Annotated in this window: 14 protein-coding genes and 1 pseudogene; 5 read left to right on the top strand and 10 right to left on the bottom strand. The window is 53.0% G+C overall.

Going from position 1 to position 18,718, the window contains the following annotated elements; all coding sequences use genetic code 11:
* Positions 1–88 precede the first annotated feature (88 nt).
* From mglB to folE, 4 genes are all read right to left on the bottom strand, one after another.
* Complete coding sequence (gene mglB, locus LDB27_RS07590) at positions 89–1,087, bottom strand: galactose/glucose ABC transporter substrate-binding protein MglB (protein WP_225519936.1); 999 nt, start codon at positions 1,085–1,087, stop codon at positions 89–91.
* A gap of 498 nt (positions 1,088–1,585) precedes the next feature.
* Positions 1,586–2,608, bottom strand: a complete 1,023-nt coding sequence (galS, locus tag LDB27_RS07585) for an HTH-type transcriptional regulator GalS (RefSeq protein WP_000628629.1) — start codon at positions 2,606–2,608, stop codon at positions 1,586–1,588.
* Positions 2,609–2,757: 149 nt separating this feature from the next.
* Positions 2,758–3,900, bottom strand: a complete 1,143-nt coding sequence (gene yeiB / locus LDB27_RS07580) for a DUF418 domain-containing protein YeiB (RefSeq protein WP_001528497.1) — start codon at positions 3,898–3,900, stop codon at positions 2,758–2,760.
* A gap of 14 nt (positions 3,901–3,914) precedes the next feature.
* Complete coding sequence (gene folE, locus LDB27_RS07575; RefSeq protein WP_001139611.1) at positions 3,915–4,583, bottom strand: GTP cyclohydrolase I FolE; 669 nt, start codon at positions 4,581–4,583, stop codon at positions 3,915–3,917.
* A 329-nt stretch (positions 4,584–4,912) separates the two neighbouring features.
* On the opposite strand from folE, the gene fghA reads away from it, so the two are divergent.
* Positions 4,913–5,770, top strand: a complete 858-nt coding sequence (fghA, locus tag LDB27_RS07570; RefSeq protein WP_023231107.1) for an S-formylglutathione hydrolase — start codon at positions 4,913–4,915, stop codon at positions 5,768–5,770.
* Here fghA and LDB27_RS07565 read toward each other — a convergent pair.
* Together LDB27_RS07565 and LDB27_RS07560 are read right to left on the bottom strand one after the other, a co-directional pair.
* Positions 5,759–6,148, bottom strand: coding sequence for a helix-turn-helix domain-containing protein (locus LDB27_RS07565; RefSeq protein ID WP_000876817.1), 390 nt, complete (start codon positions 6,146–6,148; stop codon positions 5,759–5,761). The two genes, fghA and LDB27_RS07565, sit on opposite strands and share 12 nt — an antisense overlap.
* A 4-nt stretch (positions 6,149–6,152) precedes the next feature.
* Complete coding sequence (locus tag LDB27_RS07560; RefSeq protein ID WP_000443207.1) at positions 6,153–7,520, bottom strand: L-serine ammonia-lyase; 1,368 nt, start codon at positions 7,518–7,520, stop codon at positions 6,153–6,155.
* Positions 7,521–7,736: 216 nt separating this feature from the next.
* Here LDB27_RS07560 and serB point away from each other — a divergent pair, with 216 nt between their 5' ends.
* The gene (gene serB, locus LDB27_RS07555; RefSeq protein ID WP_000022917.1) at positions 7,737–8,624 is read left to right on the top strand and encodes a phosphoserine phosphatase SerB; all 888 of its coding nucleotides are present in this window, start codon (positions 7,737–7,739) and stop codon (positions 8,622–8,624) included.
* A gap of 32 nt (positions 8,625–8,656) precedes the next feature.
* Entirely contained in the window at positions 8,657–9,979 is a 1,323-nt protein-coding gene (locus LDB27_RS07550; RefSeq protein WP_000023812.1) for an MFS transporter, read from the top strand.
* A gap of 43 nt (positions 9,980–10,022) precedes the next feature.
* Here LDB27_RS07550 and cirA read toward each other — a convergent pair.
* The 3 genes and pseudogenes from cirA to yieE all read right to left on the bottom strand — a co-directional run bounded on the left by cirA (position 10,023) and on the right by yieE (position 14,846).
* Positions 10,023–11,979: pseudogene (gene cirA, locus LDB27_RS07545) on the bottom strand (catecholate siderophore receptor CirA).
* A gap of 344 nt (positions 11,980–12,323) precedes the next feature.
* Positions 12,324–13,793, bottom strand: a complete 1,470-nt coding sequence (gene lysP, locus LDB27_RS07540; RefSeq protein WP_000534999.1) for a lysine-specific permease — start codon at positions 13,791–13,793, stop codon at positions 12,324–12,326.
* A gap of 189 nt (positions 13,794–13,982) precedes the next feature.
* Positions 13,983–14,846 (bottom strand): DNA-binding transcriptional regulator YeiE, encoded by an 864-nt coding sequence (gene yieE, locus LDB27_RS07535; RefSeq protein WP_000548316.1) that lies wholly within the window; start codon positions 14,844–14,846, stop codon positions 13,983–13,985.
* A 120-nt stretch (positions 14,847–14,966) separates the two neighbouring features.
* On the opposite strand from yieE, the gene LDB27_RS07530 reads away from it, so the two are divergent.
* Together LDB27_RS07530 and nfo are read left to right on the top strand one after the other, a co-directional pair.
* Positions 14,967–16,016, top strand: coding sequence for a YeiH family protein (locus tag LDB27_RS07530; RefSeq protein WP_000137966.1), 1,050 nt, complete (start codon positions 14,967–14,969; stop codon positions 16,014–16,016).
* 78 nt (positions 16,017–16,094) lie between these two features.
* Complete coding sequence (gene nfo / locus LDB27_RS07525) at positions 16,095–16,952, top strand: deoxyribonuclease IV (RefSeq protein WP_000873912.1); 858 nt, start codon at positions 16,095–16,097, stop codon at positions 16,950–16,952.
* A 64-nt stretch (positions 16,953–17,016) separates the two neighbouring features.
* Here nfo and fruA read toward each other — a convergent pair whose 3' ends face one another.
* Positions 17,017–18,705, bottom strand: a complete 1,689-nt coding sequence (gene fruA, locus LDB27_RS07520) for a PTS fructose transporter subunit IIBC (RefSeq protein ID WP_000854488.1) — start codon at positions 18,703–18,705, stop codon at positions 17,017–17,019.
* Positions 18,706–18,718: the final 13 nt, after the last annotated feature.

Raw genomic sequence — 18,718 nt, 5'->3', positions numbered from 1 at the left:
TGGCAAAAGAAATACGTTATCCGGTCTGCGACGCGTCACCCTTCCACGGTTTCAGGGCGCAACAAAATTGCGCCCACAGACGGAAAAGTTATTTTTGGGTAAATTCGCTCAGATTGTCTTTGTCCACGCCGACATAAGGCACGCGCACGATTTTGTTCTCAATCTTCCAGTTGGTGCCGTCAGCCGCGCCCTTGCCTTCGGCGAGGTTTTTCGCCAGATCGAATGTCGCTTTCGCCTGATTGTTGGCGTCATTCAGTACCGTACCGGCCATCGCGCCCGATTTCACCAGCGCCAGGGCTTCCGGTAACGCATCGACGCCAAAGACCGGAATCGACGATTTATTATGCGCTTTCAGCGCCTCTACCGCGCCCATCGCCATCGCATCGTTATTCGCGATAACCACTTCAATCTTGTTAGCGTTCGGGCCAGACAGCCAGGCATCCATCTTATCTTTTGCCTGCGCGGTATCCCACATGGCGGTGTCTAACGCCAGTTGCTCGGTCTGAATACCTTTAGCATTTAACTCTTTCACCACATACGTCGTACGGGCTTCCGCATCCGGGTGCCCCGGCTCGCCTTTCAGCAGAACATACTGAATTTTACCGTCTTTATTCAGATCCCAACCCTGATTCGCCTGCCAGTGTTTGGCAATCAAGTCGCCCTGAATCACACCGGATTCTTTAGAGTCAGTCCCGACATAATACGCCTTGTCATAGCTGTCCAGCACTTTGCGGGAAGGCTCTTTGTTAAAGAACACCACCGGCACATTTTGCCCGCGCGCTTTCTCAATCACCGTACCGGCGGCTGCCGGGTCGACCAGGTTAATCGCCAGAGCTTTAACCCCTTTCGCCAATAAAACGTCAATTTGATCATTCTGTTTGGACTGATCGTTTTGCGAGTCATTCATCAGTAGCTGAACATCCGGCGCGGATTTGCCATCTTTTTCAATAGCCTTACGCACCACGGACATAAAGTTATCGTCATATTTATAAATCGTCACGCCAATACGAGTATCAGCCGCGTGCGCGTGCGCGCCGAATAACAGACTTGCCATCACGGCAGAAAGGGTCAGTACCTTCTTATTCATGGTAGCTCCGGTTTTATTATGTAGGGTATAGCGTAAAAAAATGCCCGGCTGTTCAGCACGTTAACGCGTGTTACTGAACGCCGAAGCGTATTTAGAGCCTATCCCACCAGGCGTTATTGGCGCAGCCAGTTTGGACACGGACAGCGCGCAAAAACCGGAGCGTACACGTAGTACGTGAGGTTTGACTCGCTACGCTCGCCCTTCGGGCCGCCGCTAGCGGCGTTCAAAACGCTAACGCGTTTTGGCGAGCACTGCCCAGGTCCAAAATGGCAAGTAAAATAGCCCTAATGGGATAGGCTCTTATTCAACTCTTTATTTTTGTCCGGTAGTCGCGGGATATTGTGATAACGGTTTTTATAAGCGAAATACCCCAGCAAAACTGACAACTAACTGTTACACATTAGTTACAGTGCGACAAACGTTGTCATCATAGCTATCACAATGTTAATAAACTGTGAATTTACTCACAGATTGAAAACGGTTACATGCGGTGCGTAATCAGTTAGTGATCAGTACCGCATTCTGTCGCCACGCCACCGAATGGCGCCGCACCAGTGTCGGCATGAAGCAGTGCGTCGCCGTGATATCCAGGGAGCCTGCGGCCCCCTGTAACGCCAGCTCGGTCGCGATTTTCGCCATAGAAGCAATAGGATAGCGCACGGTAGTCAGCTGAGGATCGGTATAACGAGCAATAGGGATATCATCGAAACCGATGACAGACAGATGCAAGGGAATGGCGATGCCGTTATCTTTTAACGCCGTCAGCGCGCCCGCCGCCATGTTATCGTTATAGGCAAATACCGCCGTCAGTTGCAGATTGCGTCCCAACAACTCAACCATTGCCGACTCGCCGCCCTGCATATCCGGCGTGCCGGTGCCAATCCAGCTCTCCGACGCAGCAACCCCCTGCTCTTGCAGCGCGTGAAACCACCCTTCTCTGCGCATCGCGTCATCTTCAATACGGTGGCTGGAGGCCAGGTAGCCGATGCGTTGATGTCCATTATTCAGCAACATTCGGGTCGCCATTCTGGCGCCGCTCACATTGTCGAGACAGACACAACGATGCGCATAACCCGGCACGATACGGTTAATCAGCACCATGCCGGGGATCTGATCCATAAAGTCGCTCAGCTCGCGATCGGTTAAGGCTTTTGAGTGAACAATCAATGCGTTACAACGCTGACGGATCAAGACTTCAATCGCATGACGCTCTTTTTCCGCCTCATGATAACTGTTGCCAATGAGAACATATTTCTGGTGCTGCTGCGCGACCAGATCTACGGCTTTCACCAGAGCGCCGAAAAAGGCATCGGAAACATCCATGACCACGACGCCGATGGTATCGCTCACCTGGGTGGCCAGCGCTTGCGCATTCGCATTTGGCCGATATCCCAGCAGAGTGACGGCCTGCATAACGGCGTCACGGGTGTCGGGACTGACCAACGCGCTGTTATTCAGTACGCGGGAAACGGTCGCTACAGACACGCCAGCCTGGCGCGCTACATCACGAATGGTGATCATATTCACTGCCCTGTTTGAGTTCAAAAATGCTCACAAATGCCCCGTTAGCAGGCGGCTATTTTGTCAGCACCCTGCCCAGGGCTGCGTGAGAAACATCACAGGGATGGAAACGGTTACAGCCATTTTGTTAATGAATGTGATCCAGATCGTTATCTGAACGATCCTGACGCGCGCAACGTGAGTTGACGCCATAACCACTCGACCGGTCCCTGTCGCCAGAAACGTAGCCAGATGACGGAAAAGAGAAGGTTTATTGCCCATACCGGAACGACAAAGAACAAGAGTTCCAGTCGATTGAATTCCATAAATAAGCCAAACTGATAAAACAGCGTGGTACAGATGATCGTCTGCAGCAGATAATTGGTCAGCGCCATTCGCCCTACGCAGGCAATGGCAAGCGTCAGTCTGCATCGGCTAAGCTGCGGCCAGAAGCCAAACATCAGCGCGGCATAGCCCAGCGTTTGCAACGGCGCGCTCAGTTCGCGCGGCGCCTGCAATAAGAAGGCGCACCAGCGGTACGCCCAGTCCAGCCGCCATTGTAAGATGACCGCAGGCAGGTTGATCATTAGCCCTAACGCCACCAGCAGAATCCCGGTACGGCGATAGTGCCGCAGACTGTACTGACCTTTCAGCCAGCCGCTACGCATTAGCGCGGCGCCCAGCAGCATCATACCCGCCAGTTGCCAGCCATACTGCGCGCCGAGCGCCAGTAAACTATTCGACAGCATCTCTGCCCGGTTGCTGATAGCCTCCATGCCGCCGTTCAGCTTCCAGTATTTTTCATACAATATTGCCGACGCATCCGGCGTCCAGGCGCGGCTGGTTTCGCTACTCGATGCTACGCCCAGCAGCAGTAGCACGCCAATCCCGACCAGATAAAGGAGTATGCCGGTATTAAACAGGCTTTTTACCGAAGGCGCGTCGCGTACCAGTCGCCAGCAAATTAACCCGACCAGACCGTAGGCCAGCAGAATGTCGCCGTCCCAAAAGAATAACGCATGGATAAAACCTAACAGTACCAATAGCGTTAAGCGCGACTGAATCCACTGTTTACCACGCGGAAGCAGCATTTGTAGCCCCGCGCCAAACAACAACGCGAACAGCGTAAGAAACTTAGCCTGCGCCACAATATCGAGAATCGCCCAGGACCAGGCGTCTTCGGGAACGATCGCGCCGTACCAGGCGGGATTGAGATAAGCCGCCTTCGGCAATCCAAAGGCGCTAATGTTAAGAAGCAGGATACCGAGGATGGCGACGCCACGTACAAAATCCAGCGTGACATTACGCTCCATCGTCTCCGCCTTAATCATGGATGATGGCGAACGGCACGCAGAAACTCCTGGCGCGTATTCTGGCTGGACTTAAACAATCCGCCCAGCGATGTCGTCGTCGTGGCGCTGGTTGCGTCACGAATACCGCGCGCTTTCACGCAGTAATGCACCGCATCAATCGATACCGCTACATTATTGGTGCCGAGCAAGGTTTGCAGCGCCGTCAGAATTTGTTGGGTCAAACGTTCCTGAACCTGCGGACGCTGGGCGAAGAATTGCACGATACGGTTAATTTTCGACAGGCCGATCACGGAATCTTTGGGGATATACGCGACAGTCGCTTTGCCATCAATGGTCACGAAGTGATGTTCACAGGTGCTGGTCAGCGTGATATCGCGGACGGTGACCATTTCATCCACCTTCATTTTATTTTCAATGAGGGTAATTTTCGGGAAATTGGCGTAGTCGAGGCCGGCGAAAATCTCGTCAACGTACATCTTAGCGATACGATGCGGCGTTTCCATCAGACTGTCATCGCTCAAATCGAGATTCAGCAACTGCATAATCTCAGTCATATGCCCTGCGATAAGGCTTTTTCGCGTTTCATTATCCAGTTCATCCATAGGCGGGCGCAGCGGCGTTTCCAGCCCCCGGGCAACCAGCGCGTCATGAACCAGGGCCGCTTCTTTACTGAGTGATGGCATTAATCGTGTTCTCCTGCAGGTGTGGCGCCTCTGCCCTGCATGGGGCAAAGTTTGTCAATATTGTGACAGTGTGATTATTGTGCGTGAGGTAGCGCACATAATCCAGTATTCACGCCCATAATTGTTGAAATTGTCGCTGCCTTTCATGACATCTTTTCCGGTGCGGGAATGATGGCAGGACAAAGGGCATATTTGTTAACGCAACGTTATTTAAATGATGAAGCATGTTTATGTATTACGGAAGTGAAAGTTACTCACAACGCGGTGAATAATCTGTATTATGAAGAATCTGCATACCTTATCAGGTTCACTATAAAAGGAGCCCCCGCATGGAAATGCTCGAAGAGCACCGATGTTTTGGCGGCTGGCAGCAGCGCTGGCGTCATCATGCCGCCACGCTAAACTGCGCCATGACATTCAGCATTTTTCTTCCGCCGACTCAGGATAATGAACCGCCTCCGGTACTGTACTGGTTGTCCGGGTTGACCTGCAATGATGAGAACTTTACCACCAAAGCAGGCGCGCAGCGTATCGCAGCAGAACTGGGCATTGTATTGGTGATGCCGGATACCAGTCCACGCGGTGAACAGGTCGCCAACGATAGCGGATACGATTTAGGCCACGGCGCCGGGTTTTATCTCAATGCCACACAGCCGCCCTGGGCCAGCCATTATCGCATGTACGATTACCTGCGCGATGAGCTTCCGGCGCTCATCCAGACACAGTTTAACGTCAGCGACCGTTGCGCCATCAGCGGGCACTCGATGGGCGGCCACGGCGCATTAATCATGGCGCTGAAAAATCCGGGCAAATATACCAGCGTCTCTGCTTTTGCGCCCATCGTCAACCCCAGCCGCGTGCCGTGGGGAATCAAAGCGCTTACCGCTTATCTCGGCGAAGATGAATCAGCCTGGACTGAGTGGGATAGCTGCGAATTAATGCTGGCCAGCCAGCCGCAGGACGCCATTCCTGTGCTCATCGATCAGGGCGACAGCGATCAGTTCCTCGCCGATCAGCTTCAGCCCGCCGTACTGGCGGAAGCCGCGCGGCAAACCGCCTGGCCGATGACGCTACGAATCCAGCCCGGTTACGATCATAGCTATTATTTTATTGCGTCCTTCATCGAGGACCATCTGCGCTTTCATGCCCGGTATTTACGGGACGAGCGTGAGACGTCACCAGCATAATGAATTTTCCAGCGCCGCGCTGTAGTTCACCTCCTCCGACTGCGGCGCGGAAGATTTATTATTTAAATCCGCGGCCTGCTGGCGTACCTGAAGGCGGCCGCTGCCCTCTCCGCCTTCATAACTTTCGTGAAAATTACGCAGCTCGGATTCAAACAGCACCGCATCAAGATTATGCAACTTATCCAGCGCCCGCAGGAGAGAAATTAACGTATCAAGATTGAGCCCTCCCCCCTTCTCGATACGCTTGATGGTGGCGATGCCAACGTGCGCGCGATCGGCAAGCTGCTGCTGGGTCATCGAAAGAGACAGACGCGTCTCCTTTAAGCGGGCGCACAACGACAGAATAATCTCGTCGTTATTCATCGTATTGTATTTCACGCTGTTACCCTCTCTTGCGCGGCTGAATTTTCCCCAGCGAACCATGATACGTTTCACGGTATTTAGCGCTCATGTCTTTACCGGTCTCGTACATCGCAGCAATGATCTCATCGAGCGAAATACAGGGTTCGCTTACGCGACTCATCGCCATCGTCGCCGCGTTTATCGCTTTCACGGCAGAGATGGCATTTCTCTCTATGCAGGGAATTTGTACCTGCCCGCCCAGCGGATCGCAGGTCAATCCCAGATGATGTTCCATGGCAATTTCAGCGGCGCTCAGCGTTTGCTCCACGGATGCGCCCATCAGTTCAGCCAGGCCCGCCGCCGCCATTGAGCACGCCACGCCGATTTCCCCCTGACAGCCAACTTCAGATCCCAGAATAGAGGCGTTTTGTTTAAACAACATCGCGATAGCGGCGGCGGTCAGGAAGAAACGGGTCAGAGCACCGGGTTCCAGCGGCGTGACAAATTTATCATACCAGCAGAGCGCTGCCGGAATGATGCCGCACGCGCCATTGGTTGGTGCGGTAACAATCTGTCCGCCGCTGGCATTTTCTTCGCTTACCGCAATCGCGAAGGCATTGACCCAGTTCAGCGCGGTTAAAAAATCGCTGGCGGAGCGGTTAGCCTGTAACGTCTTATGTAACGCACAGGCGCGCCGCGGTACCTGATAGGGACCGGGTAATACCCCCTCAGTATGCAGGCCGCGATAAACCGCCTGCTGCATCACGTTCCATATTTGCGCCAGATAATTCTGCAACGTCTGTGGCGAGTGGCGGCACAGCTCATTTTTCATCATCAGCGCCGCCACGGACAGGCCGTTACGCCGACACAGCGCCAGCAACTGCGCGGCATGACTAAATTCAAAGGGCGACACTGTACGCAAAGGAAGCGATGGCGTCAGCGGCTCGCCATGTTTGCGGACCTGCCCGGCGCCGGTCGAAAACCAGGTCTCTTCATACACCGTGAAATAATCATCTCTGGCGCGAAACGTCATGGCATAAGGATGGCCTGGATGCGCCTGGTGATTGGCGATAATCTTGACTTTTATCGTGATTCCGCCCGCGTCGGAGAGCGGGAGTTCGATTTTGTTTTCATTTTCCGCACGCTTAATCACCGCCATATGCGAACGGAGATCGACATTCTCCGGCTGGCAACCCAGCAGCCCAAGATAAAGGGCGGTATCCACATTGTGGCACTTGCGGCTTAACGATAACGCGCCATACAGCTCGATTTCTATTTCCCGAATTAGCGGCAACGTCTCTTGTTCTCTGAGCAATGAAATAAAGTGACAGGCGGCGCGCATCGGCCCTACGGTACGTGAGCTGGATGGACCTATTACTATTTTGAATATATCAAGGCAACTCTCCATCGTTATATCAATCCTTTCAGTCTCATTCGCGTTCAGTAATAAATAACATCCTCGCACAGTTGGCATATCAAAAGTGATACCTTTTGTGTCTGAACTTTACCTGGTATCAAAAACAACGCTTTTTTAGCCCTTTTCTGGCTGTGATATCTGTGATAGCACGAGATTCCACGCCGCAAAAGAGCCATTATAATACCCGTAAATTAAGGGAGTTATCATATGAGCATTATTTATTTTATTACTACACAGGATATCGATACGTTTCAGAAAAAATTACAGGAAACGTTATTTAATGCCGTCACCATGCCGTTTCCGCTATTATTTGATAAACGTTATGCCGCGCTTATCAATACCGTTTATTTAAAGCTTACGCTGCCAGCGGAATGTCTGACGCCTGAATTTTATCGCTATTTACGCGAACTCTCATTGCAATGGCAGTTTGATTTTTTTATTAAGCCGCAGCCACTGCCTGCTAACGGTATTATCGTGTTTGATATGGACTCGACATTTATTGCGGAAGAAGGCGTGGATGAAATTGCCCGCGAGCTTGGCATGTCGACGCAAATCACCGCCATTACCCAACAGGCGATGGAGGGCAAGCTTGATTTTAACGCCAGTTTTACCCGACGTATCGGAATGTTGAAAGGCACACCGAAAGCAGTGCTGAACGCCGTATGCGATCGCATGACCCTTTCGCCAGGCCTGTTAACTATTCTACCAGTCATCAAGGCCAAAGGATTTAAAACCGCGATTATCTCCGGGGGACTGGATATATTCACCCAGCGTCTAAAAGCGCGATATCAACTGGATTATGCCTTTTCGAATACAGTTGAAATACGCGATAACGTTCTGACGGATAACATTACCTTACCGATTATGAACGCCGCAAACAAAAAACAGACGCTGGTTGACCTGGCTGCCCGGTTAAATATTGCCACAGAGAACATTATTGCCTGCGGTGATGGCGCCAACGATCTGCCGATGTTAGAACATGCCGGCACCGGTATTGCCTGGAAAGCGAAGCCGGTTGTACGGGAAAAAATCCACCATCAGATTAATTATCACGGTTTCGAATTGCTTCTTTTTCTTATTGAAGATGAATTATAACGCGACTCACCTCGCCGGAAGGGAATTTTAAAATGAGTATAAAAACATTTATTTTCAGCCAGCCCGATAAGCCGATTGTAAAAGAGAAAAAAGAGATAGACCAGACCTATAAAAAATTTCGTTTTGAGATTATCGCCTCGGTCTTTATCTCTTATGCCGTCTTTTATCTTACCCGTAAAAACTTCTCCGCCGCGATGCCGGCCATGCTGACGCAAACGTCGCTGACCGCAGAAGACTTCGCCATTATGTCTTCTATTTTTTACATTCTTTATGGCGCGATGAAGTTTGTCGGCGGGATGCTGGTCGATAAAATTAACCCGAAAGCCATGACCGGCCCGGTGCTGATTGGCGTGGGGATTGTAAATATTCTGTTCGGCTTTTCCGATAGCGTGGCGGCATTCTACGTACTGTACAGCCTCAACGCGATATTACAGGGCACCAGCTTTCCGCCGATGGCGAAAATTATGGCCTCGTGGTTTTCGAAAAACGAACGGGGACGCTGGTGGGCTATCGTTGAAGCGGCGCACAATATCGGCGGCAGCCTCGCGCCGCTGCTGACCAGTTTTGCTATCGCCTTTAGCGGTAGCTGGAAAATGGGGTTTTATGTTCCCGGCGCCATTTCGCTGCTGATGGGGATAGTGGCGCTATTTACCATTAAAGATCGTCCCGGTACGTTAGGTTTGCCCAACGTGGGGCAGTGGCGTAACGACCCGACGGAACTGGCCCAGGTCAAGGCCAGCCCGGTCAACCTGAGCTTCTGGCAGATTTTTGTGAAATATATCCTGACCAATCCACTGGTATGGATCATTATTATCGGTGATATGTCGGTTTATATTGCGCGCACCATCCTTAACGACTGGCCGCAGATTTACTATTCGCAGGTTCACGGCTGGAGCCTGATAAAAGCGAACTCGATTATTTCCTGGTTTGAGGCGGGCGGACTGGCAGGTGGGTTGCTGGCAGGCTACTTGTCTGACTTTATGTTCAAAAGTAACCGCTGGATGACAGGGTTAATCTTCGCGTTAGCGCTGTGCATATGCATCGTGCTGGTGCCGCTGGTTCAGGATACCTCTTACACCCTCACCGCGATTCTGTTCACCATCATGGGCTTCGCCTTATACGGACCGCATATGCTTTTTGCCGTCGGCTGTCTGGATGTGACCCATAAGGATGCGGCGGGATCGATTACCGGCTTTCGGGGATTGTTCAGCTATGTCGGCGCGGCAATGGCCGGTGTGCCGGTAATTATGGTGAAAAATAGCTGGGCGTGGTCGGGCGTTTATATCTATGCGTTAATCGCCATTCTGTTAACGACTCTGTCGCTGGCGCTGCTCTCCAGGCTGCATCGGTTATAACATTCTGGCGACAGCGGCAAAACGCGGCTGTCGCCAGTCTCTGTCAGAAACGGTAATCCACCGCCATAAAGTAACGACGTCCGTCTTCGGTGTAACCGTAGTCGTCGCGTTTGAGATCTTTATCGCCCACGTTCAGAACGCCCGCACGCAGTTTAACATTTTTCGTCGCCTGCCATGCCGCGCCGGTATCCCAGACCACGTACCCACCCGGCGTTTTCGCCGTTGCGCTGTCGGCCCGCTTACGCCCGGTATAATTCCCTGATACGTAGAATGACCAGTCTTCGAGCTGCACCGGTTTCCAGTCCAGCGTACCGTTCGCGGTGTGGAACGGCAGATCGGAAAGCGGCTTGTTCCCGCCATTACTGACGTCGCGTCCGTCGTTATAGGTGTAATTCAACGACAGTTTCCACGCCCTGAATACGCGCTTTATTCACGTTGTAATAACGGAAGACCGGAACGCGCTGTCCCCGACTATTGGTTTCGAAACCGACAAAGTTGGAATAGCCGGGCGCGGCGTTAACGTCAGCGGTACGGCTAATGCTGATGCGATTGTCCACATCGTTACGGAACGTGGTAACGCTCGCTTCCACGCCCTCCAGTATGCCTTCTTCGCCACGGTAGTAAAGGCCGAGCTCCCAGCTTTCACTGGTTTCAGGTTTCAGATCCGGGCTACCGATAATGCGGCATCCTCCACGGCAGGAGTTGGTCGCCCAGTCCGGACTTAATTGCAATAGCGACGGCGCTTTAAAGGCCGTGGCCCACCCACCTTTCACCGTCAGGGTATCCGTTGCGTTATAGACCAGATAAGCACGCGGGCTCCAGTGATCGCCATAGGTTTCATGGTCATCCATACGAATACCGGTGGTCAGCGCCAGCGGTTCGAAGATGCGCCACTCATCTTCAAGGAACAGAGCATACTGGCTGGCGGAGGTTTTAGTACTGGAACCGCCGGTCAGGTTGACCGCATCGCTCAGTTTATCGTGACGCCATTCGCCGCCGAAGGTGAGGAACTGGTTGACAGACGCTAACGGCAGAACGTATTTCCCGTCAATCGAATTGCTTTCTGACGTGATAGGGCTACTGTTGCCGGGGTTTTTGTTTTCCACTTTTTCGCCGTAGAACTTGAGCTCGCTGTTACCGAGATCCCAACGTCCGTTATGGCTCAACGCGTAGTTTTGCCGTTCCAGACGGTTTTTATCCAGCGAGTCGGAGTCCCGGTCCTGGCGATCAAAACCGTAGCCTGCGGTAACGTCATGATTTTCGTTTGGTGTCCAGGCAAACTCGACGTTTCCATCCCGGCTGGTAAATCCTTCAATGCGCGGCGTTTCACCCGTAGCGGTGGTGGCGGAACTCTGCTGCTCGTCTTTTCCGCGTTTCGCCAGGCTACCGTAGGCTTTCATTCCCAGCACGCCGTCGATCAGCGGACCGCTGGTAAAGAACTGGCCGTTATAGGTATCGCCACGGTCGCGATGTTCCTGAATAGTGGAGTCAACCGTGACGCTACCGTGCCATTTCTGACCAATTTTTTTGGTAATAATGTTGACCACGCCGCCCAGCGCATCGGAGCCATACAGCGAGGACATGGGGCCACGCACCACTTCAATGCGTTCGATAGCGTCAACCGGTATCCAGTTCAGATCAAAATCATTATGGCGGAAGACCGCGTTACGGGAGTTAACGCGCTTACCGTCGATCAGGATCAGCGTATAACTGCTGTCCAGACCACGAATACTCACGCCTTTACGGTTATCCCCTTCGTTAGTGAGCTGTACGCCCGGCACCTCTTTCAGGACATCTTTCAGGTTTTGCACGGGCCTGCGCTGTAAATCTTGCTGGGTAATGACGCTGATACTTGCTGGCGCATCTTTCAGATTTTGTTCAATAGCGGACGCGGTAACGACCATGGTTTCACCATCATCCGTTGCCGCGGCAACCGGCCAGGCCAACGTAACTGCGGACATACAAAGCCCTACCCGAACGAAAGGGTTAAACCTAAACATTCCATTTCTCCATGAGGTAAATACGACAAAAAAATCGGTTATCGCTCACAACGCATTACGTTTCGCCTGCGATAACAGTTATCACGGCGAACTCTTTTTATGCAGGCGAGTCGGGCTCATGAGTGACGGTCGCGCCCGAATCTTCATCCTTTCTGATTTCGAGCGTAACGATAAAGCAAACGATAATAATTATCAATTTAATTGTTAATAATTATGTCATTTGAACCAATCATGAAGAAAAAACAAAAAACCCTCTCGAATGAGAGGGTTAGAAGGGTCAGGTTCAGGCAGTCAGTGCCGGATAGCGGTATAAAGCCTTATCCGGCCATGACGAGAATACCGCGTTACTTTTTAACGCGTTCCGGGAAGTGCATTTCGCTATAGCGCACGAAATGCGTGCCTTTTATCAGCTTGTAGCCGAACCAGATAAGCAGGAACAGCGGAATACCGATATAGGTCGCCGCGACGCCGCCCCAGTCGATGGTATCTTTCAGGAACGCTTCATAGTTCTGCCCCAACGTAATAATCAGGCACAGTACAAAGGCGAAAATCGGCCCCAGCGGGAAGAACCCGGAACGGTACGGCAAATCATTCACATCATACCCTTGTATCACGTAACCGCGACGGAAGCGATAATGGCTAATGGCAATCCCCAGCCAGGCGATGAAGCCCGTCATACCGGAGGTGTTCAACAGCCACAGATAGACCGTCTGGTTGCCGAACATTGAGGTCAAAAAGCAAAGACCGGCAATCACGGTGGTGGCATAAAGCGCATTGCGCGGTACGCCGCCGCGGGACAATTTCGCAAAAATACGCGGGGCCTTACCGTCACAGGCCAGGGTGTAGAGCATACGGGTCGAGGCATACATTCCGGAGTTGCCCGCAGACAGTACCGCCGTCAGGATAACCGCATTCATTATCGCCGCCGCAGACAACAAGCCCGCATGCTGGAACACTAAGGTAAACGGACTGACGCTAATGTCTTTGACGTCGTTACGCAGCAGGTTTGGATCGGTATAAGGAATGATCAGGCTGATAATCAAAATCGCGAAAACATAAAACAGCAGAATACGCCAGAACACCTGACGCACCGCGCGCGGAATATTCTTCTCCGGGTTTTCAGATTCCCCGGCGGCAATACCAATCAGCTCAGTTCCCTGGAAAGAGAAGCCCACGATCATCGCGACGCCAATCATTGCCGCAAAACCGCCAGCAAAAGGCGCATCGCCCGTCGTCCAGTTGCTCCAGCCGACCGGCTCGACACCTTTAAAGATGCCGATAATCATCGCTACGCCAACGATGATGAAGATAATAACGGTCGCGACTTTAATTAACGAGAACCAGTACTCCGCCTCGCCAAAACCGCGTACGGAAATGTAGTTCAGCAAGAAAATGACGCAGAGGAATAGCGCGCTCCAGATCCAGCCCGGCGTATCCGGGAACCACCAGCCCATCACCAATTGTGCGGCAACTAGGTCAACAGCGATAGTCACCGCCCAGTTGTACCAGTAGTTCCAGCCCAGCGCGAAACCAAAGCCTTCTTCCACATAGTTCTGACCATATGTCGCAAACGAGCCAGATACCGGCATATAGGCCGCCAGCTCGCCAAGACTGGTCATCAGGAAGTAGACCATCAAACCAATCAGAATATAAGAAAACAGCGCGCCGCCTGGCCCCGCCTGAGAAATTGTCGCACCAGATGCAACGAAAAGACCTGTCCCGATGGAGCCGCCAATGGCAATCATCGTCAGGTGACGCGCCTTTAATTCGCGACGTAGCGCGGGCGCTTCTGTGGTTTTAGTTTTGGAACCCATGTGAAAATGCTATCCATCCAAAAAATGAGGCGCGATTGTAACAGACGAAATACTATCCTTCCGACACAAATGCGCGGTTATAAGAGACCTTCATGACCGGCCACGGATTATAAGTAAAGCAGAGAATAACGTATACGTAAGCGGATACTAAAAATGGCGATGCCGCCCGGGCAGCCCTCCTCTTCACCTTTATTCACAGTAACTCAAAAAACGCTGCAACGCGTTAGAAAGATGTTTCTGCCGATGATGAACACGCCACAACGTGCGCACCAGGCGCGGTAACGGCACCGCGACTTCGCCCAGGGTTCCCGCCTGGAGTTGTTCAGCAATCACCCGGCGCGATAAACAGCTTATCCCCAGTCCGTGACGCACCGCATGTTTGATCGCTTCTGAATTCCCCAACTCCATCGCCATATGAAAGCGCGGCAAGTGCGACAACAGTAAATAATCGACAATTTCCCGCGTACCGGAACCGCGCTCGCGTAAAATCCATGGGGATGCCGCAAGCTGTTCCAGCGTCACCGGCCCCTGCGTCAGCGGCGAGGACGGCGCGGCAAAGACCACCAGCTCATCTTCCAGCCACGGCTCAGAGATAATCTCTGTACTGTGACATGGTCCTTCAATCAGGCCGATATCAACCCGAAAATCCAGCACCGCGTTAATCACGTCCTGGCTGTTTCCCACGCTGAGTTCCAGCGGCAAGGCCGGATAATGCTGGCGATAGCGGGCAATCATGGCGGGTAAAATGTAATTGCCGATGGTGCTACTGGCATAAACCCGTATCGCGCCGTTATCTTCACGAAATAGCTGCTCAATTTCTACCGCTTGCTCCAGCAATGCCAGAGCGCGCGGGTATAACAAGCGCCCATGTTCGTTGACCACCAGCCGTTTCCCCACCCGATCAAACAACTGTACGCCGAGCTGACCTTCCAGATCGGTGAGCGCGGCGCTAACGGCGGACTGCGATAATGACAGCATGACCGACGCCTGGGTTGTTGAACCGCTTTTCAGTACTTCAGCAAACACTTCAAGTTGTCGTAGCGTAATATGCATAGTCGTATCCCACCGATAGCGTTTCACTTACCACTTATAAAGATTAATTATAAATATATAATCAATTTTATTTTTAAACCAGATCACCGTAACCTTATTGTCCATATACAGGAGAAGGTTATGACAGAACTCACCTTGCAGAATCATCGTCGTACAATGTGGCATTTTATACCGGGGCTCGCTCTGAGCGCCGTCATTACAGGAGTCGCCCTGTGGGGCGGCGCTATCCCTGCCGTTGCAGGCGCGGGGTTCAGCGCCCTGACCCTGGCTATCCTGCTGGGTATGGTTATCGGGAATACCGTCTATCCACAAATATGGAAACAATGCGACGGCGGCGTGCTGTTTGCAAAACAACATCTGCTGCGTTTAGGGATTATCCTTTACGGCTTCCGCCTTACCTTTTCACAAATCGCCGATGTGGGCATTAGCGGTATTGTGATTGACGTATTAACGCTTTCCAGCACGTTCATGCTGGCCTGCTTCTTAGGCCAAAAAGTCTTTGGTCTGGACAGGCACACCAGTTGGCTGATTGGCGCCGGTAGCAGTATCTGCGGCGCGGCGGCGGTACTGGCGACAGAACCGGTGGTAAAAGCGGAAGCCAGTAAGGTTACTGTAGCCGTCGCGACTGTCGTTATTTTCGGCACCATCGCTATTTTCCTTTACCCGGCAATGTATCCGCTGCTGGCGCACTGGTTCAGCCCGGAAACTTACGGCATCTATATCGGCTCAACCATGCATGAAGTCGCGCAAGTGGTCGCAGCGGGTCACGCCGTTAGCCCGGATGCGGAAAATGCGGCAGTTATCGCTAAGATGCTGCGTGTCATGATGCTGGCGCCGTTCCTGATCATTCTGGCAGCACGCGTTAAACAGCTTTCCCCGGCGACCGGCGCGGAAAAAAGCAAAATTACCATTCCGTGGTTTGCTATTTTCTTCATCGTAGTGGCGATCTTCAACTCTTTCCACCTGCTGCCGAAAGCCGTGGTGGATATGCTGGTGACGCTGGACACGGTACTGCTGGCGATGGCGATGGCGGCGTTGGGTCTGACCACTCACGTTAGCGCATTGAAAAAAGCGGGGGCGAAACCGCTGCTGATGGCGCTGGCATTATTCGCCTGGCTGATTATTGGCGGTGGCGCCATTAACGTCCTAATCCATAGCCTTATCGCATAAATTATTACGTTTCACGCCTGTTAACCCGTTATCATAGCGTTCGTAATGAACCGTTAGCGGGTTTAACAGGAGTCTTTTATGAAATACATCGGAGCGCACGTCAGCGCTGCTGGCGGTCTGGCTAACGCCCCTGCCCGCGCGGCTGAAATTGGCGCAACGGCCTTTGCGCTTTTCACAAAAAACCAGCGTCAGTGGCGTGCCGCCCCCCTTACTCCCCAGGTCATTGATGACTTTAAAATCGCCTGTGAAAAGTATCATTTCTCGGCGGCGCAAATTCTTCCCCACGATAGTTACCTGATTAATCTGGGCCATCCGGTCAGTGAAGCACTGGAAAAATCACGTGATGCCTTTCTCGATGAAATGCAACGCTGTGAACAACTCGGCTTAACCTTGCTTAATTTTCATCCCGGTAGCCATTTGATGCAGATTGCACAGGAGGATTGCCTGGCGCGGATCGCGGAATCCATCAATATTGCCCTCGCGCAGACCGAGGGCGTTACGGCGGTTATCGAAAATACAGCCGGTCAGGGCAGTAATCTGGGGTTTGAGTTTGAACAGTTAGCCGCCATCATCGACGGCGTGGAAGATAAGTCGCGCGTTGGCGTCTGTATCGATACCTGCCATGCCTTTGCCGCCGGATATGATCTGCGTACGCCAGAGGCGTGCGAAAAAACGTTCGCCGGATTCGGGAAAATTGTCGGATTTCAGTATTTGCGCGGAATGCACCTGAACGACGCCAAAAGCGCCTTCGGTAGCCGCGTTGACCGCCATCACAGTCTGGGTGAAGGCAATATCGGCCACGATGCGTTTCGTTGGATTATGCAGGATGCGCGTTTTGACGGTATTCCGCTGATACTGGAGACCATCAATCCTGATATCTGGGCGGAAGAGATTGCGTGGTTAAAAGCCCAGCAAATTGCCGAAGCGGTGGCCTGACGCGCAATGTTCTTCAGGCAATAAAAAAGGCAGAGCGCGCTCTGCCTTTTTTAGCGTGTTTCTCTTACGCCGCTTTTGCCGCGACTTCCGTCTCCGGACGTTTCAGGACGGCATAAGCCAGCCCTGCCACCAGCGTACCGGCCACAATTGCCAGCAGGTATCCCAATACCGGCGTAATTGCGCCTGGGATAAGCAGAACAAACAGACCGCCATGCGGCGCCATCAATTTTGCGCCTACCGCCATAGAAATAGCCCCGGTCAACGCGCCGCCAACGATACAGCACGGCAGTACACGCATCGGGTCGCGCGCCGCAAACGGAATAGCGCCTTCAGTGATAAAGCACAGCCCCAGCACCAACGCCGCTTTACCGCCTTCCTGCTGCGCTTTGTCGAACTTACGACGCGCCACCATCGTCGCCAGACCCAGCGCTAACGGCGGTACCATACCTGCGGCCATGATCGCCGCCATCGGCGCGTAAGTTTGCGTACTCAGCAGACCAACGCCAAACGCATACGCCGCTTTGTTCACCGGGCCGCCCATGTCGGTACACATCATCCCGCCGAGAATCGCGCCCAGCAGCACCGCATTTGCCGTCCCCATGGTTTGCAGCCAGTGGGTGAGCCCTTCCAGAATCCCGGCAACCGGTTTACCGATCAGGTAAATCATCGCCAGCCCCACCACCAGACTGGAAATTAACGGGATGATCAGGATTGGCTTCAGCGCTTCCATACTTTGCGGAAGTTTCAGTTTGGTACTGATAAGCTTCGCCATATACCCGGCAAGGAAGCCGGCAATGATCCCGCCGATAAAACCGGAACCGGTGCTAACCGCCAGCATACCGCCAATCAGACCTGGCGTAAGGCCTGGGCGATCCGCGATGGAGAAAGCGATATAACCCGCCAGTACCGGCACCATCAGCGCAAACGCCGAACCGCCGCCAATCTGCATCAGCGCCGCCGCCAGCGTGTCCGGCACCTTAAAGGCTTCAATACCAAAGGCGAAGGAAAGCGCGATACACAGTCCCCCGGCAACCACCATAGGCAGCATGTAAGAAACGCCCGTCAACAGATGCCGGTATGCGCCAGCGCTCTCTTTCTTCCCTTCGGTCGCCGCTTGCGATGCCTTACCCGCCGGTTGATACGGCGTTGCTTCCGCTACGGCTTTATCCAGCTCCTGCGCCGTCTTTTTCAGCGCCAGGCCGGTCGACGTGCGGTACATCGGGAGACCGGCAAACTTCGCCAGATCCACTTCGATATCCGCCGCCACAATCACTAAATCCGCTTCCGCCACCTCTTCCGGGGTGATGGCATTGCCGGCCCCCACGGAGCCGCGCGTTTCGACTTTTACCCACCAGCCGCGTTTTTTCGCTTCGGTTTCAATGGCTTCAGCCGCCATAAAAGTATGGGCGACGCCGGTCGGGCAGGCCGTTACCGCGACCACGCGTTTCGGACCGCCGCTCGCCGCAGGAGCAACCGCAGCAGGAGCGCTGTAAGGGGTCGCATGGCTTTTGGCTTCACTCAGAAACAGTTCCGGATGCGCGACGGCGCGACCAATATCCCCCAGCCAAACCTTTTTGCCGTTCAGAGCATTGTCGTTCGGCAGAGATTCGCCCAGCACGATCGCCAGCTCAGCATCATTCGGATTGTCGATAATTTCCAGATTTGCTTTATGCGCCGCCGATCCAAGCAGGGTTTTCGCCATGTAAGCGCGAGCCTGGCCGAGATTAGCGTCAATTATCAGCAGCGTTTTCATTATGCCTCTCCTG

The organism is Salmonella sp. JXY0409-18 (assembly GCF_020268625.1).
Taxonomy (GTDB): Bacteria; Pseudomonadota; Gammaproteobacteria; order Enterobacterales; family Enterobacteriaceae; genus Salmonella; species Salmonella enterica.
The sequence above is the reverse complement of the archived record's forward strand: the minus strand, read 5'-3'. Positions and strand labels throughout refer to the sequence as shown.

Coding starts and splice junctions, on each gene's coding strand:
- mglB (WP_225519936.1), bottom strand. CDS start 1,087: ATGAATAAGAAGGTACTGACCCTTTCTGCCGTGATGGCAAGTCTGTTA.
- galS (WP_000628629.1), bottom strand. CDS start 2,608: ATGATCACCATTCGTGATGTAGCGCGCCAGGCTGGCGTGTCTGTAGCG.
- yeiB (WP_001528497.1), bottom strand. CDS start 3,900: ATGGAGCGTAATGTCACGCTGGATTTTGTACGTGGCGTCGCCATCCTC.
- folE (WP_001139611.1), bottom strand. CDS start 4,583: ATGCCATCACTCAGTAAAGAAGCGGCCCTGGTTCATGACGCGCTGGTT.
- fghA (WP_023231107.1), top strand. CDS start 4,913: ATGGAAATGCTCGAAGAGCACCGATGTTTTGGCGGCTGGCAGCAGCGC.
- LDB27_RS07560 (WP_000443207.1), bottom strand. CDS start 7,520: ATGGAGAGTTGCCTTGATATATTCAAAATAGTAATAGGTCCATCCAGC.
- serB (WP_000022917.1), top strand. CDS start 7,737: ATGAGCATTATTTATTTTATTACTACACAGGATATCGATACGTTTCAG.
- LDB27_RS07550 (WP_000023812.1), top strand. CDS start 8,657: ATGAGTATAAAAACATTTATTTTCAGCCAGCCCGATAAGCCGATTGTA.
- lysP (WP_000534999.1), bottom strand. CDS start 13,793: ATGGGTTCCAAAACTAAAACCACAGAAGCGCCCGCGCTACGTCGCGAA.
- yieE (WP_000548316.1), bottom strand. CDS start 14,846: ATGCATATTACGCTACGACAACTTGAAGTGTTTGCTGAAGTACTGAAA.
- LDB27_RS07530 (WP_000137966.1), top strand. CDS start 14,967: ATGACAGAACTCACCTTGCAGAATCATCGTCGTACAATGTGGCATTTT.
- nfo (WP_000873912.1), top strand. CDS start 16,095: ATGAAATACATCGGAGCGCACGTCAGCGCTGCTGGCGGTCTGGCTAAC.
- fruA (WP_000854488.1), bottom strand. CDS start 18,705: ATGAAAACGCTGCTGATAATTGACGCTAATCTCGGCCAGGCTCGCGCT.